This window comes from Mycobacterium kyorinense (assembly GCF_002101735.1).
In the GTDB taxonomy this organism is placed as follows: Bacteria; Actinomycetota; Actinomycetes; order Mycobacteriales; family Mycobacteriaceae; genus Mycobacterium; species Mycobacterium kyorinense.
The window spans coordinates 39381-63159 of sequence record NZ_LQPE01000133.1; the positions used below are offsets into that span (position 1 = coordinate 39381).

Annotated in this window: 26 protein-coding genes; 17 read left to right on the top strand and 9 right to left on the bottom strand. The window is 65.9% G+C overall.

Annotated features, from left to right (window positions below):
* Positions 1-21: 21 nt before the first annotated feature.
* Positions 22-1617, top strand: a complete 1596-nt coding sequence (locus AWC14_RS16220) for a GMC family oxidoreductase (RefSeq protein ID WP_045380168.1) — start codon at positions 22-24, stop codon at positions 1615-1617.
* Here AWC14_RS16220 and AWC14_RS16225 read toward each other — a convergent pair.
* From AWC14_RS16225 to AWC14_RS16240, 4 genes are read right to left on the bottom strand one after another with little or no spacing between them, the layout of a single operon-like run.
* The gene (locus tag AWC14_RS16225) at positions 1607-3262 is read right to left on the bottom strand and encodes an ABC transporter family substrate-binding protein (protein ID WP_045380166.1); all 1656 of its coding nucleotides are present in this window, start codon (positions 3260-3262) and stop codon (positions 1607-1609) included. The genes AWC14_RS16220 and AWC14_RS16225 overlap by 11 nt on opposite strands.
* Positions 3255-5105: a dipeptide ABC transporter ATP-binding protein gene (locus tag AWC14_RS16230; RefSeq protein WP_045380165.1), complete on the bottom strand. Its 1851-nt coding sequence runs from the start codon at positions 5103-5105 to the stop codon at positions 3255-3257. The genes AWC14_RS16225 and AWC14_RS16230 overlap by 8 nt, the downstream gene beginning before the upstream one ends.
* Positions 5102-6025 carry an ABC transporter permease gene (locus AWC14_RS16235; protein WP_057003251.1) on the bottom strand — a complete coding sequence of 308 codons (924 nt, stop codon included), beginning with the start codon at positions 6023-6025 and terminating at the stop codon, positions 5102-5104. Before AWC14_RS16235 ends, AWC14_RS16230 begins: the two co-directional genes overlap by 4 nt.
* Positions 6022-6999 carry an ABC transporter permease gene (locus AWC14_RS16240; protein WP_045380162.1) on the bottom strand — a complete coding sequence of 326 codons (978 nt, stop codon included), beginning with the start codon at positions 6997-6999 and terminating at the stop codon, positions 6022-6024. Before AWC14_RS16240 ends, AWC14_RS16235 begins: the two co-directional genes overlap by 4 nt.
* Before the next feature lie 168 nt (positions 7000-7167).
* Here AWC14_RS16240 and AWC14_RS16245 point away from each other — a divergent pair, with 168 nt between their 5' ends.
* From AWC14_RS16245 to AWC14_RS16265, 5 genes are all read left to right on the top strand, one after another.
* Entirely contained in the window at positions 7168-7659 is a 492-nt protein-coding gene (locus AWC14_RS16245) for a beta-class carbonic anhydrase (protein ID WP_045380160.1), read from the top strand.
* Between the two features lie 161 nt (positions 7660-7820).
* The gene (gene cysD / locus AWC14_RS16250) at positions 7821-8750 is read left to right on the top strand and encodes a sulfate adenylyltransferase subunit CysD (protein WP_045380158.1); all 930 of its coding nucleotides are present in this window, start codon (positions 7821-7823) and stop codon (positions 8748-8750) included.
* Positions 8750-10594 carry an adenylyl-sulfate kinase gene (cysC, locus tag AWC14_RS16255; protein ID WP_045380156.1) on the top strand — a complete coding sequence of 615 codons (1845 nt, stop codon included), beginning with the start codon at positions 8750-8752 and terminating at the stop codon, positions 10592-10594. The genes cysD and cysC overlap by 1 nt, the downstream gene beginning before the upstream one ends.
* Complete coding sequence (locus tag AWC14_RS16260; RefSeq protein ID WP_045380154.1) at positions 10591-11319, top strand: 3'(2'),5'-bisphosphate nucleotidase CysQ; 729 nt, start codon at positions 10591-10593, stop codon at positions 11317-11319. The genes cysC and AWC14_RS16260 overlap by 4 nt, the downstream gene beginning before the upstream one ends.
* Before the next feature lie 37 nt (positions 11320-11356).
* A complete protein-coding gene (locus AWC14_RS16265; protein ID WP_045380152.1) occupies positions 11357-11830 on the top strand; it encodes an Rrf2 family transcriptional regulator in 474 nt (157 codons plus the stop codon).
* Positions 11831-11837: 7 nt separating this feature from the next.
* Here the strand turns inward: AWC14_RS16265 and AWC14_RS16270 are convergent, their stop codons facing one another.
* Both AWC14_RS16270 and AWC14_RS16275 read right to left on the bottom strand, forming a co-directional pair.
* Positions 11838-12227 carry a VOC family protein gene (locus tag AWC14_RS16270; protein WP_057003250.1) on the bottom strand — a complete coding sequence of 130 codons (390 nt, stop codon included), beginning with the start codon at positions 12225-12227 and terminating at the stop codon, positions 11838-11840.
* 94 nt (positions 12228-12321) lie between these two features.
* Positions 12322-12735, bottom strand: coding sequence for a VOC family protein (locus AWC14_RS16275; RefSeq protein ID WP_142281724.1), 414 nt, complete (start codon positions 12733-12735; stop codon positions 12322-12324).
* A gap of 39 nt (positions 12736-12774) precedes the next feature.
* Here AWC14_RS16275 and AWC14_RS16280 point away from each other — a divergent pair, with 39 nt between their 5' ends.
* The 11 genes from AWC14_RS16280 to AWC14_RS16325 all read left to right on the top strand — a co-directional run bounded on the left by AWC14_RS16280 (position 12775) and on the right by AWC14_RS16325 (position 22292).
* A complete protein-coding gene (locus tag AWC14_RS16280; RefSeq protein WP_045380143.1) occupies positions 12775-13653 on the top strand; it encodes an LLM class flavin-dependent oxidoreductase in 879 nt (292 codons plus the stop codon).
* A 102-nt stretch (positions 13654-13755) separates the two neighbouring features.
* A complete protein-coding gene (locus AWC14_RS16285; RefSeq protein WP_057003249.1) occupies positions 13756-14853 on the top strand; it encodes a sulfite oxidase in 1098 nt (365 codons plus the stop codon).
* 202 nt (positions 14854-15055) lie between these two features.
* Complete coding sequence (locus tag AWC14_RS16290; RefSeq protein WP_045380140.1) at positions 15056-16153, top strand: tyrosine-type recombinase/integrase; 1098 nt, start codon at positions 15056-15058, stop codon at positions 16151-16153.
* A gap of 505 nt (positions 16154-16658) precedes the next feature.
* Complete coding sequence (locus AWC14_RS16295) at positions 16659-16841, top strand: helix-turn-helix domain-containing protein (RefSeq protein WP_045380137.1); 183 nt, start codon at positions 16659-16661, stop codon at positions 16839-16841.
* A 370-nt stretch (positions 16842-17211) separates the two neighbouring features.
* Entirely contained in the window at positions 17212-17790 is a 579-nt protein-coding gene (locus tag AWC14_RS16300) for a hypothetical protein (RefSeq protein WP_069601516.1), read from the top strand.
* A gap of 120 nt (positions 17791-17910) precedes the next feature.
* The gene (locus AWC14_RS29980) at positions 17911-18045 is read left to right on the top strand and encodes a hypothetical protein (RefSeq protein WP_268811716.1); all 135 of its coding nucleotides are present in this window, start codon (positions 17911-17913) and stop codon (positions 18043-18045) included.
* Positions 18046-18748: 703 nt separating this feature from the next.
* Positions 18749-19066, top strand: a complete 318-nt coding sequence (locus AWC14_RS16305; protein ID WP_045380134.1) for a hypothetical protein — start codon at positions 18749-18751, stop codon at positions 19064-19066.
* Positions 19067-19253: 187 nt separating this feature from the next.
* A complete protein-coding gene (locus AWC14_RS16310) occupies positions 19254-20606 on the top strand; it encodes a phage major capsid protein (protein ID WP_045380131.1) in 1353 nt (450 codons plus the stop codon).
* A gap of 3 nt (positions 20607-20609) precedes the next feature.
* On the top strand, positions 20610-20882 hold the full coding sequence (locus tag AWC14_RS16315; RefSeq protein WP_045380128.1) for a hypothetical protein: 273 nt from the start codon (positions 20610-20612) through the stop codon (positions 20880-20882).
* Complete coding sequence (locus tag AWC14_RS16320) at positions 20883-21146, top strand: hypothetical protein (RefSeq protein WP_045380125.1); 264 nt, start codon at positions 20883-20885, stop codon at positions 21144-21146.
* Between the two features lie 729 nt (positions 21147-21875).
* On the top strand, positions 21876-22292 hold the full coding sequence (locus AWC14_RS16325) for a hypothetical protein (RefSeq protein WP_085241356.1): 417 nt from the start codon (positions 21876-21878) through the stop codon (positions 22290-22292).
* Here AWC14_RS16325 and AWC14_RS28270 read toward each other — a convergent pair.
* The 3 genes from AWC14_RS28270 to AWC14_RS16335 form a co-directional block, all read right to left on the bottom strand.
* Positions 22289-22573, bottom strand: coding sequence for a hypothetical protein (locus tag AWC14_RS28270; RefSeq protein WP_142281725.1), 285 nt, complete (start codon positions 22571-22573; stop codon positions 22289-22291). The two genes, AWC14_RS16325 and AWC14_RS28270, sit on opposite strands and share 4 nt — an antisense overlap.
* Complete coding sequence (locus tag AWC14_RS30095) at positions 22561-23394, bottom strand: WXG100 family type VII secretion target (protein WP_069601515.1); 834 nt, start codon at positions 23392-23394, stop codon at positions 22561-22563. Before AWC14_RS30095 ends, AWC14_RS28270 begins: the two co-directional genes overlap by 13 nt.
* 75 nt (positions 23395-23469) lie before the next feature.
* A complete protein-coding gene (locus tag AWC14_RS16335; RefSeq protein ID WP_045380119.1) occupies positions 23470-23664 on the bottom strand; it encodes a hypothetical protein in 195 nt (64 codons plus the stop codon).
* Positions 23665-23779: the final 115 nt, after the last annotated feature.

The following is a 23779-nucleotide window of genomic DNA, read 5'->3' on the forward strand; positions in this document are numbered from 1 at the left end:
ACCCGCAACAGGGGGTGAGCGATGGACTTGAACTGCGATTACGTGGTCGTCGGCACGGGGTCGGCGGGCGCGGTGCTCGCGAATCGGCTCAGCGCCGACCCGGCCGTCTCGGTGGTGGCGCTCGAGGCGGGCCCGCGCGACGCCAACAAGTTCATCCGCATCCCGGCGGCGTTCTCCAAGCTGTTCCGCACCGAGGTGGACTGGGATTACCTGACGGAGCCGCAGAAGGAGCTGGCCGGCCGCGAGATTTATTGGCCCCGCGGCAAGATGCTCGGCGGGTCGTCCTCGATGAACGCGATGATGTGGGTACGCGGATTCGGCGCCGACTACGACGAGTGGGCCACCGCGGCGGGGCCGGAATGGTCCTACGCCGAGGCGCTGAGCTACTTTCGCCGCATCGAAAACGTCGCCGACGCTTGGCATTTCGTCAGCGGCGACGAGAGCGGCGTGACCGGTCCGCTGACTCTCTCCCGCCAGCGCAGCCCGCGCAGCTCGACCGCGGCCTGGCTGACCACCGCGCGAGAATGCGGATTCGTCAGCGCCCACCCGAATTCCGCTGCGCCGGAAGGATTCTGCGAAACCGTCGTCACCCAGCGCAGGGGTGCCCGGTGGAGCACCGCCGACGCCTACCTCAAACCTGTCCTGCGCCGCAAGAACCTCGACGTGCTCACCGAGGCCACCGCCACCCGAGTCCTCTTCGACGGCAACCGCGCAACCGGGGTGGAATTCGACCAGGACGGCCAGCGCCGCATCGCCCACGCCCGCCGCGAGGTGGTGCTGTGCGGCGGCGCGATCAACACACCGCAGCTGTTGATGCTCTCCGGCATCGGCGATTCCGACCACCTCGACGAGCACAGCATCGAGACCGTGCACCACGCGCCGGAGGTGGGGCAGAACCTGCGCGACCACCTTGTCACCCCGCTGGGCTTCGACGTCGAGCAGGACAGCCTTTTCGTCGCCGAAAAGCCCATGCAGCTTGTCAACTATCTGCTGCGGCGCCGCGGCATGCTGACGTCCAATGTCGGCGAGGCGTACGGCTTTGTCCGCAGCAAGCCCGAGTTGGAGCTGCCCGATCTGGAGCTGATTTTCGCGCCGGCGCCCTACTTCGACGAGGGAATCGGCGAGCCGTACACCAGGCACGCAGTGGTATTCGGGCCGATCCTGCTCAAGCCGCACAGCCGCGGACAGATCCTGCTGCGATCCGCCGACCCGCTCGCCAAGCCGATCATCGATCCGCGCTATCTGTCGGACCCCGACGGCGTCGACCGCGCCACGATGATGGCCGGCCTGCGGATCTGCGCGAAGATGGCCAAAACGCCGCCGCTGAAGGGTCTGCTCGGCGCCATCGCCCGACCACAGGGTGCCACCGAACTGGACGAGGCCACCCTCGAAGAGGCGCTCAACACCTGCTCGCACACCCTGTACCACCCGGTGAGCACCTGCCGGATGGGCGACGACGATGCCAGCGTCGTCGACCCGCACCTACGGGTCCGCGGTGTGGAGGCGCTGCGGGTGGCCGACGCGTCGGTGATGCCGAGCATCATCCGCGGGCACACCCACGCGCCGGCGGTGCTGATCGGCGAGAAGGCCGCCGATCTGCTCGTCACTACCGGGTGAACCCGATCGCGGTGTAGACCACGTCGGCCAGCCCGTGCGCGCCGTAGTTGGCTAGCGTGCTGCGCACCGCGATGTCGCCGGGTGACTGGAACAGCGGCAGGTTGAAGCCTTCCCGCCAGATCATCATGTCGACCTCGTTGGCCAGCGCACGCGCCTTGTCCGGATCCAGTTCGGACAGCGTCTGTTCGATCTTGGCGTCGATCTGCGGATTGCCGATCTTGCCGAAATTGCTGTCCCCGTCGGAGGTGTAGATCTGCGGCAGCGCAGAGAGCGGGAAAGCGTTGCCCACCCAACCGAATTGGGTGATGTCGAAGTCGCCGACGGCCACGTGCTGGCTGAAGAATCCGGTGCCGGGCTTGGGATCGAGCAGCAGCTTGACACCGATCTGCGCCAGGTTCTGCTGAGCCACCAACGCGATCTGCCGGGCCGACTGCCCGTCGTAGAACACGTCGCGGATCACCAGCTGTTTGCCGTCCTTCTCCCGCACCGCCCCATTGAGCTTCCAGCCCAGCGCATCCAAATCCCGGCGGGCCTGGTCGGGATTGTAAGCGCCTGGGGCGCTGTTGTTTTGGTAGCCCACCTGGCCGGCGACGTAGACGTGGTTGTCCAGCGGCGCCGGACGACCGGTCAGACCGTGCTGGACCACGTCGACGATCGCCTGGCGGTCGATGCCGCGGCAAATCGCCAGCCGCAGCTTCTCGTCGGCCAGGATCGATCCGGGTGCCCCGTTGAAGGTGAGGTGGTACCAGGTGGGCGCCGGCGCGGTGCGGATCACGATCCCCGGAGTGCGCTGAGCGGTGACCATGTCGTCGAGGGTGCCCACCCCGGCAGCATCGATCGCGTTGTTCTGCAGGGCCGGGATGACGGCGGCGGCGTCGAGCACCAGGAAGGTGATCGAGTCCAGCCGCGGTTTGGCGCCCCACCAACGCGGATTGCGGGTCAGCACAATGCGTTGCGCGGTGCGGTCGATCGTGGTCACGATGAACGGTCCGGCCGACGGGCCGGGGGCGTTCAGTTGGCCCTTGTTGAACACCTCCGGGTTCGCGGTCATGCTGCGTGGTTGCATGCCGCCGGCGAACATGCCTCGCCACTCCGCGTACGGCTCGGCGAAAGTGACCACCGCCTGGCGGTCGTCCACGCCGCGAGTCACCGACTTCACCCGCTCGAATCCGGCTCTACTGGCGATCAAGTAGCGCTTGTCGCGACCGCTGCACGCGTCGACCTCGGACTTGAGGTCTTCCCAGGTGATCGGGGTGCCGTCGCTCCACACTGCCTTCGGGTTGATGGTGTAGGTGACGACCTGCGGGGTGGTGCTGGTCAACTCGACATCGGTGAAGTAGTCGGTGTTGAGTTTCAGCGAGCCGTCGGGCTGGGTGATGAACGCGCCCGGAAGCGTCGGCGACACAATGGAACCGACGTCGGCGGTGTTGCCGTCGATGTTGAGCTCGTTGAAGTTTTCCGGGAAGGATGTCAGCGCAAGCCGCAGGTTGCCGCCGTCGCGCAGCGTCGCCGGGTCTCTTGGGTTGATGTCGCTGGTGCTGCCGACCCGCGCGGCGTGCGTCTGCGGAAGGTCCCGATACCCGTTCGAGCAGCCGGTGACGACTACCAGCATCAGCACCAGCAGCACCGCGAGCCGGCTAGCCATCGGAAACCTCGGCGTGTGCCCGCGGGACCGCGGCCAGGAGCCGTCGGGTGTATTCGTGCTGTGGATTGGTGAAAACCTGCTCGCCGTCGCCCTGTTCGACGATCGTTCCCTTGTACATCACCGCGACCCGGTGAGCCAGGTGCTTCACCACCGAAAGATCATGCGAGACAAACAGATACGACAATCCGAATTGCGTCTGCAGGTCAAGCAGCAGGTTGATGATCCCCGCCTGGATCGACACGTCGAGCGCCGACACCGGCTCGTCGAGCGCAAGGATCTTCGGTTGTAGGGCGAGAGCCCGCGCGATGCCGATCCGCTGCTTCTGCCCGCCGGAGAACTCGGCGGGATAACGGCTGGCGTCGGCATTGTCCAGCCCGACGACGGCCAGCAGCTCGGCGACCCGCTCCTCGCAGCGGCGCCTGTCAAACCCATTGGCCACCAACGGTTCAGCGATGACATCGAAGACCGGCAGTCGGGGGTCCAGCGACGCGACCGGGTCCTGAAACACCACCTGCAGCTCGGTGCGCAGCTTGCGGCGGGCAGCCGAGTCAAGAGCTGCAACGTCAGCACCGAGAACCTCGATGGAGCCGGCCTGGGGCCTGGCGAGGTCGAGAATCTGAGACAGCGTCGTCGATTTGCCCGAACCGGATTCGCCGACGATGCCCAGCGTGCGGCCCTGCTCCAGCGTGAAGCTGACGCCGTCGACCGCACGCACCTCGCCCACCCGCCTGCGGAAAACGGCACCTTTGGTCAGCGGATAGGTCTTGACCAGATCGGCTACTTGCACCACCACCGGCGGTTCTTCGGTCGCGGTATCGACGGTGTCCGGTCCGGTTGACACGCCGTAGATCTCGGCCGCACTGCGGCCGGCGACATAGTCGGTGCGGATGCAGGCCGCTCGGTGGCCGTCGGCAATCGCGACGAGATCCGGTTCGGCTGAACGGCATTCGTCGATCGCCAGTGGGCAGCGCGGGGCAAATGTGCAGACGCCCGGCGTCAGCGACGTCATCGTCGGAGGCGCGCCGGGGATCGGAATCAGCCTGGTGCCCTGTGGGGCATCGAGGCGCGGCACCGAACCCAGCAGCCCGACGGTGTAGGGCATCCGGCGGTCACGGTAAAGCTCGTCGACGGCGGCGATCTCGACCGGGCGTCCGGCATACATGACCAGCGCCCGATCGGCGAACTCCGACACCACGCCCAAGTCGTGGGTGATGATCAGTACTCCGGCGCCGGTCACGTCGCGCGCGGTTCGCAGCACGTCGAGGATCTGTGCCTGCACGGTGACGTCCAATGCGGTGGTCGGCTCGTCGCAGATCAGCAGGTCGGGATCGTTGGCGATAGCGATCGCGATCACCACCCGCTGGCGTTCACCGCCGGACAGCTCGTGCGGGAAGGCCTTTGCGCGACGCTGCGGCTGCGCAATGCCGACCAACTCGAGCAGCTCGACGGCGCGCTTGCGGGCCTCGGCTCGGCTGATCCCGCGGTGGTGGACCTCGATGGCCTCGGCGATCTGGTCGCCGATGGTGTAGACGGGCGTCAGCGCCGACATCGGGTCTTGGAACACGGTGCCGATCGTCTTGCCGCGGATCCGCGACATCGCCTGGTCGCCCAGCGTAAGCAATTCGTCGCCGTGCAGCCGTACCGATCCCGAAACCCGCGCGTATTCCGGCAGCAGTCCGACGACGGCCATCGCGGCAGTGGTTTTGCCGCAACCGGATTCCCCGACGATGGCGACCACTTCGCCGGGGTTGATGTGGTAGCTCGTGCCGCGCACCGCGGGCACCACCACGTCCTCGGTTTCGAAGGTGACGGTCAAGTCGGTCACCTCGAGCAGCGCGGTCATTTCGCGCGCCGCTTTCTGCGGCGCGCGGCTCCGCTGCCCGGATCCAGCGCGTCGCGCAGACCGTCGCCGGCAAGGTTGGCGCACAACACGATCAGCACCAGCGCCCCGGCCGGAAACAGGAAGACCCACGGGAATGTGGTGGCCGACGGTGTGCCGTCGGCGATCAGCGTGCCCAGCGACACGTCGGGAGGCTGGACACCGAATCCCAGGAAACTCAGCCCGGTTTCGGCCAGGATCGCGAATCCCACGTTGAGCGTCGCGTCGATGATGAGGATCGAGGCGACGTTCGGCACGATGTGCCCGACGATGATGCGGCGGCTCGACACTCCCATGTACCGTGCCGCGCGGACGAATTCGCGCTCCCGCAGGCTCATCGTCAGCCCGCGCACCATCCGCGAGCTGACCATCCAGCCGAACGCGGCGAGCAGCACGATCAGCCACAGAATGCTGCTCGACTGTTTGGTCCGCGGCGTGACGATCGCGATCAGGATGAAGCTCGGCACCACCAGCAGAAGATCCACCAGCCACATCAACACCCGGTCGCGCCAGCCGCCGAAGTAGCCCGCCACCGACCCGACCGTCGCGGCGATGCTGGTCGAAATCACCGCCACACAGAAGCCGATCAGCATCGACTTCTGCATGCCCCGCAGCGTGCGCGCCAACAGATCCTGGCCGAGCGCGTTGGTGCCGAACCAGTGCCGCAGCGACGGCGGCTGCAGCAGCGCGCCGTAGTCCAACGCGGTGTAGCTGTAGGGGAGTAGCGGCGGCAGCGCATAGCAGCCGACGAACAACACCGCCAGCAGAACCAATGCCACCACCGCCGGCTTGTTGCGGATGAACCGGCGTACCAACAGATTTCGCCGCGACGTGAAAGCAGCCGGGTGAACACCGGACCGGACTGCCGTCGTCTCTTGCGTCATGACACCCGAATCCTGGGATCCAGCATCGCGTAGATGACGTCCGAGAGCAGTCCGGCGACCAGAATCGCCGCTCCGGTGAATACCGTGATCGCGACGACGACGTTGGTGTCCTGAGTCGAGATGCCTTGCACCACCCAGTCGCCTATGCCGTGCCAGCCGAAGATCTTCTCGACGAACACCGCGCCGACGACCAGGCCGCTCACGCCGTACGCGAACAAGGTGGCCATCGGAATCAGCGCGGTCCGCAGGCCGTGCTTGAACAGCGCACGCCGGCGGGTCAGGCCCTTGGCACGAGCGGTCCGGATGAAATCCTCACCCAGCACGTCGAGCATCGCGTTGCGCTGGTAGCGACTGAAACCCGCGATCGCTCCCAGCGCGAGCGTCAGAGTCGGCAAAACGATGTGCTGAATGCGGTCGACGATCCTGTCCCATGCGCCGCCGAACGGAATCGGCGAGGTCTCGCCGGTGTAGAGGAAAATCCTCACGCCGGTGAGCATGTTGACTCGGAGCCCGGCCAAGATGAGCAGTCCCGCCAGCACGAACGACGGAATGCTCAGGACGATCAAGGACAGCACGGTGATCACCCGGTCGCTCAGCTGATATTGCCGGATCGCTCCCCAGGCCCCCACCACGACGCCGATCACCGTGCCCAGCACAGAGCCGATCACCACCAGGCGCAGACTGACCCCGATCCGCCGCCACAGCTCCTCGGAGACGGGATGGCCGGTCACCGTGGCGCCGAAGTCGCCGCGGACCGCGCCGGAAACCCAGTTGGCGTACCGGATGGGTACGGGTTTATCCAGGCCGAGCTCAACGACTTTGGCATGGATGGCTTCCGGCGGAGGCTGCGGGTGACGCTGGACGAAACTGTCCAGCGGATGAAACGTCACCGACGCCAGGCAGAACGCCAAGAACGACGCCAGCGTCAGCAGCACGAGATAGTTCAGCAAGCGACGGGCCAAGAAGCGGATCATGCCGTCCGGCCTCGCCCGTGTCGCATGGGCACAGGGTAAGAGATGTGCGTGCCAACCGCCGCGAACAGATGCGATCCGACTGATTCGTACCGGTGATCGGCAACGCGCGAATTGTTAGAATCAGCCACCCGAAATGCTCGATCCAGCAAACAATGCAAGGAGATTGGCGTGACGGTTACCGACGACTATCTGGCCAACAACGCCCAATACGCGAGCTCCTTCAACGGCCCGCTGCCGATGCCGCCGAGCAAACACGTGGCGATCGTCGCATGCATGGATGCCCGCCTCGATGTCTACCGCGCGCTCGGGATCAAAGAGGGCGAGGCGCACGTCATCCGCAACGCCGGCGGCGTCGTCACCGACGACGCAATCCGTTCACTGGCGATCAGCCAGCGGTTGCTGGGCACCCGCGAGATCATCCTCATTCACCACACCGACTGCGGGATGCTCACCTTCACCGACGACGACTTCAAGCGCGCCATCCAGGACGAGATCGGCATCAAACCCGCCTGGGCCGCCGAGGCCTTCCCGGACCCCGCCGAGGACGTCCGCCAGTCGCTGCGTCGCATCGAGGCCAACCCGTTCGTCACCAAGCACGAGTCGCTGCGCGGCTTCGTGTTCGACGTCGCCACCGGCAAGCTCGACGAGGTCACCCTCTAGCCCGAACAGACGCAGACTCGCACGTTCGGGCACCGAATCGTGCGAGTCTGCGTCTGTTCGGCGGGGGCCGTTGACAGCTCCGGCCCCATCTCGGTAAATTCACGGTAACGCTCATAAATCTGGCCAATCTAGCCAACTTTACCGGGAATCACGGGAGCCTTATGACAAGCCAAGCAACAGCCGGCCCGACGGCCGGGCAGTACGAATTGAGCCATCTGCGCTCCCTGGAGGCCGAGGCCATCCACATCATTCGCGAGGTGGCCGCCGAGTTCGAACGCCCGGTGCTGCTGTTCTCCGGCGGCAAGGACTCGATCGTGATGCTGCACCTGGCGCTCAAGGCGTTCCGCCCGGGCCGGCTGCCGTTCCCGGTGATGCACGTCGACACCGGCCACAACTTCGACGAGGTCATCGCCACCCGCGACGAGCTGGTCAAGCAGACCGGGGCGCGGTTGATCGTGGCGAAAGTGCAAGACGACATCGACGCCGGCCGCGTCGTCGAGACCATCCCGTCGCGCAACCCGATCCAGACCGTGACGCTGCTGCGCGCCATCCGCGAGAACAAGTTCGACGCGGCCTTCGGCGGCGCCCGGCGCGACGAGGAGAAGGCGCGCGCCAAGGAGCGGGTGTTCAGCTTCCGCGACGAGTTCGGCCAGTGGGATCCCAAGGCCCAGCGACCCGAGCTGTGGAACCTCTACAACGGCCGCCACCACAAGGGCGAGCACATCCGCGTGTTCCCGCTGTCGAACTGGACCGAGTTCGACGTCTGGTCCTACATCGGCGCCGAGAAGGTCACGTTGCCGTCGATCTACTTCGCCCACCGGCGCAAGGTGTTCGAGCGCGACGGCATGCTGCTGGCCGTACACCGGCACATGCAGCCCCGCGCCGACGAGGAGGTGTTCGAAGCGACGGTCCGGTTCCGCACCGTCGGCGACGTCACCTGTACCGGGTGTGTGGAGTCGACGGCGGCGACGGTGGCGGAGGTAATCGCCGAGACGGCGGTGTCGCGGCTGACCGAGCGGGGGGCGACTCGGGCCGACGACCGGATCTCCGAGGCAGGCATGGAAGACCGCAAGCGGCAGGGGTACTTCTGATGACGACATTGCTGCGTATCGCAACGGCCGGCTCCGTCGACGACGGCAAGTCCACGTTGATCGGGCGGCTGCTGTATGACTCCAAGGCCGTTATGGAAGACCAGTGGGCCTCGGTCGAAGCCACGTCGAAGCAACGCGGCCACGACTACACCGACCTGGCGCTGGTCACCGACGGGCTGCGCGCCGAACGTGAGCAGGGCATCACGATCGATGTCGCCTACCGCTATTTCGCCACGCCCAAGCGGAAATTCATCATCGCCGACACGCCCGGCCACGTTCAGTACACCCGCAACATGGTGACCGGGGCATCCACTGCCCAACTCGCGATCGTGCTCGTCGATGCCCGCCACGGTCTGCTCGAGCAGTCGCGCCGGCACACCTTCTTGGCGTCGCTGCTGGGCATCGAGCACATCGTGCTCGCGGTCAACAAGATGGACCTGATCGACTGGGACAAGGAAAAATTCGAGGCCATTCGCGACGATTTCCATGCCTTCGCCACGCGCCTCGATGTGCATGACGTGCTCGCCATACCGATGTCGGCGCTGCACGGCGACAACGTGGTGACCAAGTCCGACAAGACGCCGTGGTACGACGGACCGGCGTTGCTGTCGCACCTCGAGGAGGTGTTCATCGCCGGTGACCGCAACCTGGTCGACGTCCGCTTCCCGGTGCAGTACGTCATCCGGCCCCAGACCCGCGAGCATCACGACTACCGCAGCTACGCAGGCTCGGTGGCCAGCGGGGTGATGCGTCCCGGCGACGAGGTGATCGTGCTGCCGGCAGGTAAGACCAGCCGCATCACCGAGATCGAGGGGCCCACCGGGCCGGTGGACGAAGCGTTTCCGCCGATGGCGGTCGCGGTGCGACTCGCCGACGACATCGACATCTCGCGCGGCGACATGATCGCCCGCACCAGCAACCAGCCGCGCGTCACCCAGGAGTTCGACGCGACGGTCTGCTGGATGGCCGACGGCTCGGCGCTGGAGGCGGGCCGCGAATACCTCGTCAAGCACACCACCCGCACCACGCGGGCGATCGTCACCGGGCTGGACTACCGCCTGGACGTCAACACGCTGCACCGTGACAAGAGCGCAACGGCGTTGAACCTCAACGAACTTGGCCGCATCTCGCTGCGCACCCAGGTGCCGCTGCTGCTCGACGAATACACCCGCAACGCCAGCACCGGGTCGTTCATCCTGATCGACCCGGCCACCAATGGCACCGTGGCCGCGGGCATGGTGCTGCGCGACGTCGCCGGGCGCACGTCGAGTCCCAACACCGTGCGGCACAAGTCGCTGGTGACCGCCGAAGACCGGATGGCGCGAGGCCGCACCGTGTGGTTCACCGGACTGTCCGGTTCGGGCAAGTCTTCGGTGGCCATGCTCGTCGAGCGAAAGCTACTCGAAAACGACGTTCCCGCTTACGTTCTCGACGGCGACAACCTGCGCCACGGTCTGAACGCCGACCTGGGCTTCTCGATGGCCGACCGCGCCGAGAACCTGCGCCGCCTGGCGCATGTCGCGACGCTGCTCGCCGATTCCGGGCACACCGTGCTGGTGCCGGCAATCAGCCCGCTCGCCGAGCACCGCGAGCTGGCCCGGCAGGTGCATGCCGAGGCCGGGCTCGACTTCTTCGAGGTGTTCTGCGACACCCCGATCGAGGACTGCGAAAAGCGGGATCCCAAGGGGCTTTACGCGAAGGCGCGTACCGGTGAGATCACCCATTTCACCGGTATCGACAGCCCGTATCAGCGGCCCAAGAACCCGGATCTGCGCCTGACACCCGGAATGTCGGTCGACGAGCAGGCCGAGCGAGTCCTCGACCTGCTCGAGTCGCGCAGGTGACCGACCACGAGCTGGCGGCGCGGCTGGCCACCCAGGCGGGTCAGCTGCTGCTTGCGGTGCGCGAGGAATTTGCCGCAGCAACCGGGGCCGAGCGAAAAGCCGCGGGGGACAAGCGGTCCCACGATTTCCTGATGGAGGCCCTGGAGCGCGAGCGGCCCGCTGACGCGGTGCTGTCCGAAGAGGGCGCCGACAACCGGGTGCGGCTGAATTCCGAGCGGGTGTGGATCGTCGACCCGCTGGACGGCACCCGCGAGTTCTCCGAACTCGGCCGCGAGGACTGGGCCGTGCACGTCGCGCTGTGGCAATCCGGCGAACTCGTCGCGGGCGCCGTCGCGCTGCCCGCGCAGGGCGTCACGCTGGCCACACCCGACGTCACATCGCCGTCGCTGCATCCGGGGCCGCCCCGGGTGGTGGTCTCCCGCACTCGTCCGCCGGCGATCGCACTGCAGGCGCGCGACCACCTCGGCGGCACGCTGGTGGAAATGGGATCGGCCGGAGCCAAAGTCGCCGCGGTCATCCAAGGGCGCGCCGACGTCTACGTTCACGCCGGTGGACAGTACGAATGGGATTCGGCTGCACCGGTCGCGGTGGCGCGCGCCGCCGGTCTGCACACCTCGCGGATCGACGGGTCGGCGCTGGCCTACAACCAGAGCGACCCGCTGCTGCCGGATCTGGTGGTGTGCCGCCCCGAATACGCCGAAGCCGTGCTGGCGGTCACTGGCTAACCTCGGCGCTTCATGCCGCGGTGGCAGAATCGCCAGAATGCGGATGTCGGCCAAGGCGGAGTACGCAGTGCGGGCGATGGTGCAGCTCGCAACCGCCGACAGCGGCACGCTGGTCAAGACCGAAGACCTGGCGAACGCCCAAGGGATCCCGCCACAGTTTCTGGTCGACATCCTGTCGGACCTGCGCACCGATCGGCTGGTGCGCAGCCACCGAGGCCGCGACGGCGGCTACGAATTAGCGCGTCCGGCCACCGAGATCAGCATCGCCGACGTGTTGCGCTGCATCGACGGGCCGCTGGCCAGCGTGCGCGACATCGGTCTCGGCGACCTGCCCTATTCCGGTCCCACCGCGGCACTCACCGACGTCTGGCGGGCGCTGCGGGCGAGCATGCGCTCGGTATTAGAGGAAACGACGGTTGCCGACGTCGCCGCCGGCGCTTTGCCCAAGCACGTCGGTCAACTCGCCGACGCCTATCGCGACCAGGAACGCAAGCGCCACGGCCCGCGATAGTTGGCGCTCACCCACCCGAGCCGTAGGGCCGGGTGATGATCTCCAGGAAATGGCCGCCGGGATCTTGGAAGTAGACCCCGCGGCCGCCGTCGTTGTGGTTGATCTCGCCGGGGCGTTTGGCGGCGGGGTCGGCCCAGTGCTGGATTCCGCGCGATTGGATCTTTCCATAGATCGCGTCGAAGTCGTCCTCGGAGACCAGGAAGGCATAGTGCTGGGGCCGGATGTCGTCTCCCTCGGCAACGTCGGCGTAGTCGAGGTCGACGCCGTGCTCGAGTTTGACGGTCAGGAATTGGCCGAACGGCACCGGATCGGGCAGCCCGAACAGCTCGGTGAGAAACTCGGCCGACTCCCGCTTGTCGCGCGCGGCGACGATGGTGTGGTTCAAAGCGATAGGCATCTTGCTTCTCCTTATCTCGGCGCGAGCGTGCGTGTTTGTACGTCGACACGCCGTATCTGATGTCATTCTGTGCACGCTCGCGGAGGGGTGGCGGCTACTTCGGCGCTGTCAGCTCCAACGCGATGTTGTCCGGGTCGCGGAACTCCAGGATGTACGACGGGCCGATGTCCTTGACCGGCTCGTGATGGACACCGAGCTCATCGAGATGCTTTGCCGCTGCCTCTAATTCGTCTCTGTCAGCGCACCGGAACGCGATGTGGTCCAAGCCCACGCGGTCCTCGTCGAAACGATCGCTGGCAACCGGCCGTAGCCCGATCAGTGCGCCCCCCAGGTCGTAGATGACGCCGCCGAACAGAAACCCCAGGCGGCTGCGAGTGGCCTCGTCGGCGTCGTCGGGCAGTTCGATCAAAACCGGCCAGCCGAAGACGCTCTCGTAAAACTGCCGAGATCGCTCGATATCGGTGACGGTGAGCCGGACATGCGCGATAGAGGTTGCGGTGATGCCCACGCGCGACATGCTGCCAGAATCACGGTCGTGCAGATAGGGATGACCATGCCGGTGATGGAACCGGACTTGGACGCACATGTGCTCCGCGACTGGGCGCAGGCGATCGACGAGGGCCCGTTTTCGTCACTGTGCTGGGGTGAGCGCATCGCATTCGACAACCCCGAGGCCTTGACACTGCTGGGCGCGCTGAGCGCGTGGACCGATCGGGTGCGGTTGGTGACGACGGTGATCGTTCCCCAGTTGCACGACCCGGTGATGCTGGCGAAGGCGTTGGCGACCGGCGACATGTTGTGTGGTGGGCGGCTGACGGTCGGCATCGGGGTAGGCGGCAGGACTGAGGATTATGAAGCCGTCGGCGCGGATCTGGCGACGCAGACGATGCGCGGCATGGCCGAGCGGGTGGAGGTGATGAAGCGCGTCTGGGCGGGGGAGAAGACCACCGAGTCGGTGCTGCCGGTCGGTCCGGCGCCGCTTCAGCCTGGTGGGCCGCCGCTGCTGGTCGGCACCATCGGCCCGAAGACGGTGCGCAGCGCGGCTGCCTGGGCCGACGGGCTGGCCGGCACCACGTTGGACCTCGACGCCGCCAAACAAAACGAGCTGTTCGACGTGGCGCGGACGGCGTGGGCCGAGGCGGGCAAGCCGAAACCTCACCTGGCGACGTCGTTCTGGTTCGCGCTGGGTGCCGCCGATGACGCACGGCAGCAGATGCATCGGCACCTGCGCCGCTACATGAACTGGATACCGGCCGAATACGTCGACGCGATGGCGCCGACGACCGGATTTGCGGGCAGCGCCGACGAACTGGTCGCGGTGCTACGGAAGTTCGACGCGATCGGCGCCGACGAAATTCAGCTCATCCCAACCAGTTCCGACCTGGACCAGCTGCGCCGGGCAGCCGAGGTGGTTGCCGGCATCTGATCCCGCCTTGCGGCGATTGTGCGGTTTCGTACGCGACACGCCGCCGCCGGCGGATGAATCCGCACACTCGGCGCGCCCCTAGATTTGCGGCAAGCTGGATGGATGTGGGGTAAGAGCGCGAGCACCATCGTGCACGGCCGGTGCCCATTCAATGCGGAAGCGGCTCCCGCCGCGCTGGCCCGCGACGAGATCACCCCGATGGACGTCTTCTACTGCCGCAACCACGGGCCGATCCCGGACGTCCCGTCCGACCAGTGGCGGCTGGCAGTCGACGGGCTAGTCGACACCCCGCTCAACCTGTCCTTCGACGAGCTGAGCAGCACATTTCGTGCGCAGACGGTCGTCGCGACCCTGCAGTGCGCGGGAAACCGTCGGGCCGAGTTCAACGAGATCCGCGAAATCGTCGGCGAGGATCCTTGGGGTCCGGGGGCGACGTCGACCGCCGAGTGGCGAGGTGTGCGGCTCGCCGACGTACTCGACGCCGCAGGCGTCCGTCGCGTCGACGGCTTGCACGTTGCCTTCGCTGCACCAGACGTGTCGCCGCTGGCCCTCCCGGCGCAGCCCTTCGGCGGCTCTATTCCGTTGGCGAAGGCGATGTCGGACGAGGTCCTGCTGGTCTGGGAAATGAACCGCCAACCGCTTCCGCGGATCCACGGCGGTCCGGTGCGGGTATTGGTACCGGGGTACATCGGTGCCCGCAGCGTGAAATGGGTCAGCGCGATCACTGTGCAAGAAACGCCGTCGCACAACTACTTTCAAGCAGTCGCGTATCGAATCCTTCCGGCTGATGCCGATCCGGATACCGCCGGACCGGAGGAAGGCATCTCGTTGTCGTCGGTGGCGCTGAATTGCGACATCCTCATTCCGGAGAACTGTGCCGAAGTTCCCGCGGGGCCACTGACCATCCGGGGTTATGCCCTTGCCGACGGCGACCACGGCATCGCCCGCGTCGATGTGTCTCTCGACGACGGTCGCACCTGGCGCCAAGCCAAGCTGGAGCCGGCGCTGAGCCGGTGGGCCTGGCGGCAGTGGTCGCTGACCGTGAACGCCGAGCCGGGACCGCTGACGGTGACGGCTCGCGCGTGGGACACGGCCGGCAACACCCAGCCCGAATCGGCGGCATCACTGTGGAACCCCAAGGGCTACGGCAACAACTCCTGGGCCCGGGTGCATACAGAGGTCACACCGAATCGCGGATAGCCTTCTGACCTGCGGAAATATGGGTGCCCCCGGCAGGATTCGAACCTGACAGGACTTCCGGCGTGGCTGGTTTCTCTAGCTGCGGCTTGTGTGCTCTGAGCTGCATATTAGGCACGTTCACCACTGCGACAGTATAGGACACTGCCGGATATAGCGGTACAGTCATGTTGCACGAACCTTGCACAGGGAAAGGCAACATAACATGGGCAAGCGCCGCGGGTTCGGCCGGTTGCGGCAGCTGCCGTCCGGTCGCTGGCAGGCCGCCTACACCGGACCGGACGGCAAACTACACAAGGCCCCGCGGACCTACGCTGCCAGCGTCGACGCCGAAGGCTGGCTTGCCGCCGAGCGCCGCAAAATCGACCTGGGCACCTGGGGAGCCTCTGAGCGCTCCGACGGGGTGACGTTACGCGGCTACGCCGGCAGGTGGATCGAGCAACGGCACTTGCGGCCGCGCACCCGCCAGCTCTACGAGTCCATGCTTGAGCGGCTGATCCTGCCCGAGCTCGGCGACGCCAAAATCGTGACGCTCACCCCGGCCAAGGTGCGCGCCTGGCACGCCGGCCTCGGCGCTGAGCATTCGACCCGCAACGCGCACGCCTACGCGCTGCTGCACGCGATCTGCGCCACGGCCGTCCAGGACGAGGTGCTCGACGCCAACCCGTGCCGTATCCGCGCGGCGATGCAAACCAAGCGTCGCCGCGAGGTCGAGATACTGAGCCCGGCCGAGGTTGACCGGCTGGCCGCCAAGATGCCCGCGGCATTGCGGGCCAGCGTCGTGCTGGCCGCGTGGTGCGGGCTGCGCTGGGGGGAGACCTCCGAACTGCGGCGCAAGGACGTCAGCGCCGATTGCAGCGTGCTTCGCATTCGGCGCGCCGTGACCTACCGCGCCGGCAAGTTCTACATGGGGGAGCCGAAGACCGCGGCGGGCGTCCGCGACGTGGCGGTGCCCCCGCATATCCGGCCAGTCCTCAAAGCGCACCTGAAGAATCATGTTGGTCGCGCCGGTGATTCGCTGCTGTTCGCCGATGACGACGGCACCCATCTGCGCGCCGACCGCTACCGGGTGCATTGGGAGAAGGCCCGCGCCGCCATCGGTAAACCGGGCTTGCGGGTGCATGATCTACGCCACGTCGGCGCGGTCTTGGCGGCCCAATCGGGTGCCACCACAGCAGAACTCATGCATCGGCTCGGGCACACCACGCCGCAGATGGCGCTGCGGTATCAGCATGTCGCCGAGGGCCGCGACGCCGAGATCGCCGAGCGGCTGTCGAAACTGGCGGAAGGAAAATTCAAGTGACTCAACCGCGCGTAGTTACCCGCATATTCTGCAGCCGATCAAAAGGTGCGCACCAGCTCGGCATGATCACCACCGACGCGGAAGGGCTACTCCTCAGCTACCAGACTTCGGTGCACACCAGTCCCACGGACCCGACTGCAGTCATATCGCCACAGGACGCTTGCTATTACCGGGCAAGCGGCGCAAAAGTCGAAGAGCGACCTCCGGTCGGTGAAGTTCGCCAGGTCGACATATGGTGCCAGGGTTGCAAGACAGGCCATCCGGTCGACTCCGGCGCCCTATTCAAGGCCGCGCAAGAGGGGCGCAAGAAGGTAACGCTGACCAGTCGCGGAGAATGGGAGGGGCTGTGGACACAGTCCCATTGGTAGTCGAGGACACGCCGGTGAGCCTTGTCATGTCATACTCTGGCCGCAAAATCGGGTAACGTCCCGCATGTAAGAGCCTCGTCCTTTGGGCGGAATTTAGTTCTCTGACGGGCAGGAGACAAACCTTTCGGAGGTTTGTCATGCCCAAGAGGCTTGAATCACTTTCTGCCGCAGCGGAAATCGCGAACGTTCACCCGCGGACGCTGCGCCGCTATATCGCGAGCGGTCGACTAACGGCCTACCGAGTCGGCCCGCGGCTGCTCAAGGTAAGTCTGGATGACTTGGAAGCTCTGCTGGTGCCGGTCGGCGGCGGTGCCGTGTGAGCCCCCCGGAACGACGAAAAAGGCCGGCCCAGCCAGACCGGCCCTCTCGTACCGACAGAGATGCCACCAAGTCTACCGCCCTTGTGCCGTACTGCCACACAGCAACGTGGTGGCGTCGTCAACGCGCTGCCCAACGACTGGAACCCCTACCGTGCGGCTGTCGTGATCCGTGGGTCCACCGCTGCAGTCAACGGTCTAGCTACCGCCCGAGCCGCCAGGACCACCGCGGGAATTGCCCCACGGTGGCGTTGTCGGCGGCTTTAGGTGCACTGCGCCGCGCGTGGCGCTGCGCGGACGACGCCGACCGGCCCGTGCTGGCCTCAATAGCCGCCGTGCTGGCCGAAATCGCCGAGCCTATCGAGGCGGCGTCATGACTGATGCCCGGTTCCCCGACCGCTGGCTATGCGATCGCCGATTGCAACGGCTCAAGGACAGCGAGTACCGGTCGTTCGTCCAGTCACTCGCGTGGGCGGTGTGCAACCGCACCGACGGCATTGTCGAGCCAGGAGACCTATGTGTGATTCCAGGGTTCGACCCGGACGCGGTGGCGGCGTTTGTCGATAACGGCCTATGGGCGCACCGCGGCACACACTGGCTAATTGTCGACTTTGCCGCCTCGCAGACCACGCGCTCGGAGCTGGAAGCGCTCGACCGAGTGCGCGCACGCGACCGCGAGAAGAAGGCGCGCAAGCGTGCTGCTCAAAAGACTGTCCCCGGGAGCGTCCCCGGGGACAGTCCCCAGGGAACGGAAGGCGGACTACACAGGCTAGGCCAGGCTAGGCAAGGCAAGGAAGAAAAGCAACCAAACTACGTAAGCGCATGGCCCGAAAGCGAGGCCCGCAACGACTACGAGAACGAGTGCGCCGAGTACTTCGCCGCCGGCGCCGCCTACGAGCCGCCGGCAACCGACCCCGATGGCTTCCCACTCGACGAGCGGAGCGTCTGGTGAGCCGCTACCAATCGTCGTCCCGGCTGGCCGCCTACGCCGAGAAAGCGTGCGTGTGCCGCCGCGGCTTTATGTGCCCGTTCTGCCGCCAATGGCTCACACCCCGAAGGAGGAAAAGTTGCGATGACCGACCCAAAGCCTAAGATCGTCGCCGCGATCGCGCGCCTGAACGCCAGGCCACCCAAGCTACGCAAGGTGCAGCGACTCAAGCAGCAACGCCAGATCGCCGCGTGGCAGCGCAGAGCTGAGCCCAAGTGAGCTGGCGGCCGATTCCCGGCTCGTCGAATGCCGTGTTCGCGGGCCAGAAGTGACTAAGCGACCACGCGACGCCATACAGCCAGAAGTGACTAAGCGAGCCGTCGCAGAAGTGACTAAGCACGAACGCACGTTCGAAGTGACTAAGACACACGTTCGATTAACTGAACGACCATCCTCCCGCACGGCAAATGTTTGCTGGCCGGAAGTGACTAAGACAGGACCCAAACGCGCAGTTCAGGAGGGTGAAACCAACCCTCCGACCACCCCGGAGGGTCAACAAGCTAACCCTCCACAGAAAGTTTGCTACGGTAAAACCGCAGGTAGGGGGGCATAAAAATCCCTCAGCAAAGGCCCCAGCCGCGACCCTGCGGGCCAGATATAACATTTGCCGGGTTTTCCCGAAAAGGGTTTGTGCAGGTCAGAGGCATAGTTTGGCGTATGGTAAGGCTTTCAGTTTACTATCGACAGGACGTGTCTAATAGTGTCAGCTAATCGCATTTACGCAGGTCAAAGAGCTATATGCTATTGGACTTCGCGCGTCCACACTGTTCCAGCAAACATGCCCGCCAAAAGGCCTGGTCAGTCATGCGGCCCGACGCGCGTTGGCGCACGGCTGTTGTCGCCCAGCAAACGCCACTGCCGCAAACGGGGCACATCTGTTCGACACCCCGGCCGAACGCTTATTCGATGGGATGAGACTCTGATGACCGCATTCTACGACCCTGAGCGCGCCTGGCTGACCGCCTACTTGCACGGCATCGGCGAGCACGTCACGTTCGACGAGCACGACTGGCCGCAGTGCAGTGCCGACGCGCTGTTCGCGCTGGTGAACCTGGGCGTCAAGGTGCGGGACGTCACCCGCGGCCAGGTGTCGCCGTTGGAGATGACGGCCCGGCGGCTGACCTTTGCCACCGACGAGCTGTTGGCGATCCTGCTGGCGCCGGGCGATGAGGCGGCCGACCGCGAGGTCGTAGCGACCTGGCGTCAGGCCTGGGACGAGATGCGAGAGTTCATGTCGTGATGGCCTTGAGTGCCGAATCACAAGGGTGTAACTTTAGGTCAGCAACGCGATGCGCTCGCCGCCGCGACCGCCGCGACCGCCCCGGACGGGCCGCCGCGACCGTTTCGACCGCCAGCAATTCACGCGGAGCGATTCCCCCATGCTTTTTCCGCGCCGAATACGTGCGGTTCAAACGAAGGACACCCCGATGAACATCGATGACGTTCGCCGGCGGGCGCAGGAGCTCGACGCCGAACTGACCCGCCGGAAGAGGCTGCTCGACGCCGGCCGGATCTCCGCCAAGGCGTACAGCGACTTCGTTGACGACGCCTACGAAGAAGTCGAGCGGCTCAAGGCCACACGTGAAGCGTTCCAGAAGGCCGGACAGGCCATGGGCCGCCAGGAGGCCGCGTACGGCGCCGGGCCTGTGCACACCAAGGCCTTCAGCGTGGGAGCGCGCCCGCCGTCGCCGCTGGACATCACCGAAAGCCAGCTCAAGGAGCTGTATGAGGCCGGCCGCCGGCGCACCCCGCTGCAAATCGAAATCGGTGCCAAGGGCTTCGCCGACGAGGTGAGCACCAAGAGCCCGATGCTCGAATCCGGTATCACCGGCGGGCTCGGGAGCTTGCCGCCGGTGATGAGCCCTGGGCAGTTCGTCGCGTTGGGATATGAGCCGACGCGGCTGTTCGGGCATCTGATGCAAGCCGCGATGCAGGGGCCGTCCGCGGCGTGGCTTCAGCACGTCGGCAACACCACGGAGGCGACCGGAGTCGGCGAGGGTGCGACCAAACCCGACATCGGCCCCCAGGTCGAGGAGCGGGTCGTCTATCCGCAGAAGCTGGCCGCGCTCGCCAGTATCTCCATGGAGTACTTCTCCGACTATCCGCAGTGGGCCTCGTGGTTGCCGATGGAGCTGACCCGCTCACTGGTCAACACCGAATCCCTTTACCTGATCGCGGCGACGACCGGCTCGACGAACTCGATTCCCGGCGGCCCGGTCAATGCCACGTTCGACGGATGGCTGAACACCTCGGGCACCTTGACGCGCAGCGTCGGTACCGACACACCGTTGGACGCGGTGAACAAATCGTTCATCGACCTGCGCACCGGGCCCGCGTTCGCCGAACCCGATTTAGTGGTGCTCCATCCGTCCACCTGGGGCGCGCTGCGCCGCGAAAAGGACTCCATGGGGCGCTACCTGCTGGCGCCGGGCGGCCCGACGAAGTTCAGCGCCGACGGTTCGCCGGTGGTGGGCCGTCCGGATGACGAGATGGACCGCGGCGCCTACATTCCCCAAGGTGTCTACCCGGCCAATGGCGACATCTGGGGCGTGCCTGTGGTCGAGACGACGCAGTGCCCGGCGGGTACCGGCATCGTCGCCAGTATCAGGGCGGGCGGCGGTGTGGCCTGGACCCGGTGGGGTTTGATGTTGCAGTTCAACATGTTCGGCGACTCCCAATGGGCAAACAACACCTATTCCTACCGGGTCGAGGAACGTATCGCGTTGACGGTGCCGCGGCCGGCGGCGCTGAACATCGTCACCGGATTGCCTACGGAATAAGTTGTGGCACACGATGTTTGGCCGTTCGGCCAGAAAGACATCGTGGCAAAACCCGAATTGGTGTTCATCGGCGACGAAGATAAAGGGAGCAAGCTAGTGACCCAAACAGCAAGCGCCACAGTGAAGGTGCGGGTCAACGCACCGTTTCGGGTGGTGCACAACGGCAGCGCGCACACCGGCGGCGATGTGCTCCAGGTGCCGCTGGATGACACGACGAAACTTTGGATCAAAGCCAGATGGGTGGAGGAACTGCCCGTCGCACAGAAAGGCAAATAGATGCCCTACCAGACCGGACAGGTCAGCGTCGGCACCACCGCCGCGCCGATCTGCACAGTAGGCCCGGTCCCCGACAACGACGGGGTGCTGATCACTTCCAGCGCCGCGGCTTTCATCGGCGGCGCGGGCGTCACGGCGTCGACCGGGTTTCCGGTGCCGGCCAACACGCCGGTGCGCTTCCCCACCACCGGCGCCGAACCCGTTGCGCTGTACGGGATCACCAGCTCGGGTACCGCGACCGTCTCGTTCGCGTTCCCCGGCTGATTGAACTGTCCCCGGCGCGCAGCGGGTCGCGTGGAAGCCCCCCACCTTCCGCAGGCCCGCAATGGAGGCGGCAACACCTGGCCCGCCGACCGTGTGCGCCGGGGCCTCGAGGCGCCCCCCCGGCCGGTTCACAGGTGGGCCGGGGGGGTCGGCCGCCCCGAACCCGACTGAGAGAAGGTGAGCCGTAATGGCTGACGACGACGACACGATCTACATCGACGGCAACACACTCACCGTTCCTGAAGCGACAGCACAGGACTGGGAGCGTAACGGCTGGGTGCGCCGCGTCACCGGCAAGTGAAATGCATCTCGGCGTGCCCGGCGTCAACCGCTGCGACCGCTGGGCATTGCAGCGATGGCACGGCCACGACGGTCTTTAAAAACTCCTTTGACCCCGAGCCGCGACCAGCGTCGGGCACGCCGAGACTCCCGCAAACTGGTGAAAGACGTTGCAACACAACGTCATTCGAAAACGAAATGCGTTGTGCCACAACGCATCTCATCAGCAGACCGACACTGCAAAGCACCGTTGATCTTGAATACAGCAAACACTAACCGAAGCATTACCGCAGGTAGGAGGGGGTATGCAAATCTCTAGCAAACCCCAAAAATGGCACCTAGGACTTGCCGGATTTTTTCGCCCACAGAGTTGTAAGTAGCCCTGTTACAACATGTTTCGCGCACACCTTGCGCGTGGAATGCGAACTGACACAACGGGTTTGAGCAACGATGGCAGCAAAGCACGGTACCCGCAGACGCTACAACGACGGCTGCCGCTGTGATGATTGCACGGCCGCCAACAACACCTACCAACAGCAATACCGGCAGCGGCGCGCCGGCGGTGCGCCGGTGGCGTTGAAGGTGGTCAGTTCGGACAGTGTTCCACACGCAACCGGTGAGCCTGGCCCGGTCGAATGCGGGGTAGCGGCCGAGCTGGACAGCCTACCCGCCGTCGCCGACAGGCCGGGCACCGCGGCGATGGTGCTGGCGCTGGCGCGCATCCTCGACAACCCGCGGGCGCTGTCGGCCCAGCCGGCGGCGTCGAAGGTGCTCAACACTCTGCTCGACGAGCTGCACTCGGCGTCGGCGCGCGGCCGTCGCGGGAAGCTGTCGGTGGTGCGCGCAATGACGGACGAGGCGCGCTAACGCGCTGCTCGGCGGCGGCGAGCCCTGAACCAATCGAACGCCAAAGCGACCGGGATAAACGCCAGGATGGCGATGTTGAGGTAGCGGAGCCGTGAACTGTTGATGACTTCGATAGTCAGAATCACGGCCATCATCGCCAGAAACCAGTATTGAGTGATTTGCACTCGACGGGCCCCGTGAGCAGGATCGCGGCCACTACGCCGGGCTGCGCTGCGTACCACAAGACCGATCAGCAGGCCCAGCGAAGCCGCTGCCAAGACCCATGACATCACTTGCTGCATTCATCCAAACCGATCACGCCGCCGCTGACCATCGTGCCGCCTCCGATGATGCCAGCGGTGGCGGCACCACCCGTAACCGTCTCACCGGGTATCGACACACCGATGGTCGCAAGACCCCCAAGAATAAGGGCCAAATCCTGGGCCTGCTCTAAGCCGCTGCAACCCTCGAATCCCGGTTTTGGTTCGTGACCGGCGTCGTCCGGCGGCGCGGCGGTAATGACGGTCGGCGGCGGTGTGGTGCGCGGTGGCATCCTGATCGGCTCACCCGTCCGCGGCGGTGCCGGTGTCGGCGTGGGCGTAGGCGCGGGGCCGGGTCCGTCTGTCTTGAAGTCCACCAGGCGCACGGAGTTAGGCGCGTCGGTGCTGTGTTTGTAGACGCCGGGAGCCGTCCCGCCATAACTAAATCCACTGCCGGTAGTGTTCGTCGGCGCGGTTTGGGGTGTCGCGGCGCCGTGCCCGTTCGCTGCCGCCGGATGCACGGCTTGGGGTGCGGGGTTGCCATTCGTGGGGCCGCCCATCGCCGAGCCCATCGCTGCGGCTACCGCCCCGGCCCGCTCGTCGTCTGTGGCGCTGTATTGCGCGCCCGCGGCGTGAACGTTGGTCGAGATGTCGTTGAGTTCGCGAACCTGGGCCTCGGCGGCCTGCTGGAAGCGGGTAATCGCCTGCTGCGCGGCATCGGAGGCAAAACCCTTCCAGTGGTTGCCCATCAGGTCCGCGGCGGTCCGCTCCACTTGGGCGATGACGTTCTTTAGCTCCCCGGCGATCCGCTCGAAATTGGCGGCCTCTTTGGCAAGGACGGCGACATCGGTGGTCAGCACCATGCCGGGAGTATAGCGGCGCTTACAGGGCTGCAATCGCGGAAATTTGTAGGGCAGGACGGAGCCGACCCCTGCGGGTCATCGGTCCTCGGCGGCCAAGCGCAGCTCGCGCAGCGCGTCGCTCATCGCGCGCAGATCACCGGCCGCGGCGTAGAGCGCGTCCAGCTCGGCGCTCTTGGCGTAGGCAGCGGCACGCAGATACCCCGTGCGCAGCCGGGTCACCGCTTGTTCGACGTAGTGAATCTGCTGGCGCGTTGGTGGTGCGACGGTCATGGTGGCTCCGTTCTCGTCGGAGCCACGCCGATGTAGTTGCACGCTGCTTGCACGGACCCATGTTCGTGCTGGTCAGACTGTGCCCCCGGCAGGATTCGAACCTGCGGCCTTCTGC

Bases quoted from the DNA above. Each gene is read 5' to 3' on its own strand.
- AWC14_RS16220 (WP_045380168.1), top strand. From the start codon at position 22: ATGGACTTGAACTGCGATTACGTGGTCGTCGGCACGGGGTCGGCGGGC.
- AWC14_RS16225 (WP_045380166.1), bottom strand. From the start codon at position 3,262: ATGGCTAGCCGGCTCGCGGTGCTGCTGGTGCTGATGCTGGTAGTCGTC.
- AWC14_RS16230 (WP_045380165.1), bottom strand. From the start codon at position 5,105: ATGACCGCGCTGCTCGAGGTGACCGACTTGACCGTCACCTTCGAAACC.
- AWC14_RS16235 (WP_057003251.1), bottom strand. From the start codon at position 6,025: ATGACGCAAGAGACGACGGCAGTCCGGTCCGGTGTTCACCCGGCTGCT.
- AWC14_RS16240 (WP_045380162.1), bottom strand. From the start codon at position 6,999: ATGATCCGCTTCTTGGCCCGTCGCTTGCTGAACTATCTCGTGCTGCTG.
- cysD (WP_045380158.1), top strand. From the start codon at position 7,821: ATGACAAGCCAAGCAACAGCCGGCCCGACGGCCGGGCAGTACGAATTG.
- cysC (WP_045380156.1), top strand. From the start codon at position 8,750: ATGACGACATTGCTGCGTATCGCAACGGCCGGCTCCGTCGACGACGGC.
- AWC14_RS16265 (WP_045380152.1), top strand. From the start codon at position 11,357: ATGCGGATGTCGGCCAAGGCGGAGTACGCAGTGCGGGCGATGGTGCAG.
- AWC14_RS16270 (WP_057003250.1), bottom strand. From the start codon at position 12,227: ATGCCTATCGCTTTGAACCACACCATCGTCGCCGCGCGCGACAAGCGG.
- AWC14_RS16280 (WP_045380143.1), top strand. From the start codon at position 12,775: ATGACCATGCCGGTGATGGAACCGGACTTGGACGCACATGTGCTCCGC.
- AWC14_RS16285 (WP_057003249.1), top strand. From the start codon at position 13,756: ATGTGGGGTAAGAGCGCGAGCACCATCGTGCACGGCCGGTGCCCATTC.
- AWC14_RS16290 (WP_045380140.1), top strand. From the start codon at position 15,056: ATGGGCAAGCGCCGCGGGTTCGGCCGGTTGCGGCAGCTGCCGTCCGGT.
- AWC14_RS16295 (WP_045380137.1), top strand. From the start codon at position 16,659: ATGCCCAAGAGGCTTGAATCACTTTCTGCCGCAGCGGAAATCGCGAAC.
- AWC14_RS16300 (WP_069601516.1), top strand. From the start codon at position 17,212: ATGACTGATGCCCGGTTCCCCGACCGCTGGCTATGCGATCGCCGATTG.
- AWC14_RS29980 (WP_268811716.1), top strand. From the start codon at position 17,911: ATGACCGACCCAAAGCCTAAGATCGTCGCCGCGATCGCGCGCCTGAAC.
- AWC14_RS16305 (WP_045380134.1), top strand. From the start codon at position 18,749: ATGACCGCATTCTACGACCCTGAGCGCGCCTGGCTGACCGCCTACTTG.
- AWC14_RS16310 (WP_045380131.1), top strand. From the start codon at position 19,254: ATGAACATCGATGACGTTCGCCGGCGGGCGCAGGAGCTCGACGCCGAA.
- AWC14_RS16320 (WP_045380125.1), top strand. From the start codon at position 20,883: ATGCCCTACCAGACCGGACAGGTCAGCGTCGGCACCACCGCCGCGCCG.
- AWC14_RS16325 (WP_085241356.1), top strand. From the start codon at position 21,876: ATGGCAGCAAAGCACGGTACCCGCAGACGCTACAACGACGGCTGCCGC.
- AWC14_RS28270 (WP_142281725.1), bottom strand. From the start codon at position 22,573: ATGCAGCAAGTGATGTCATGGGTCTTGGCAGCGGCTTCGCTGGGCCTG.
- AWC14_RS30095 (WP_069601515.1), bottom strand. From the start codon at position 23,394: ATGGTGCTGACCACCGATGTCGCCGTCCTTGCCAAAGAGGCCGCCAAT.
- AWC14_RS16335 (WP_045380119.1), bottom strand. From the start codon at position 23,664: ATGACCGTCGCACCACCAACGCGCCAGCAGATTCACTACGTCGAACAA.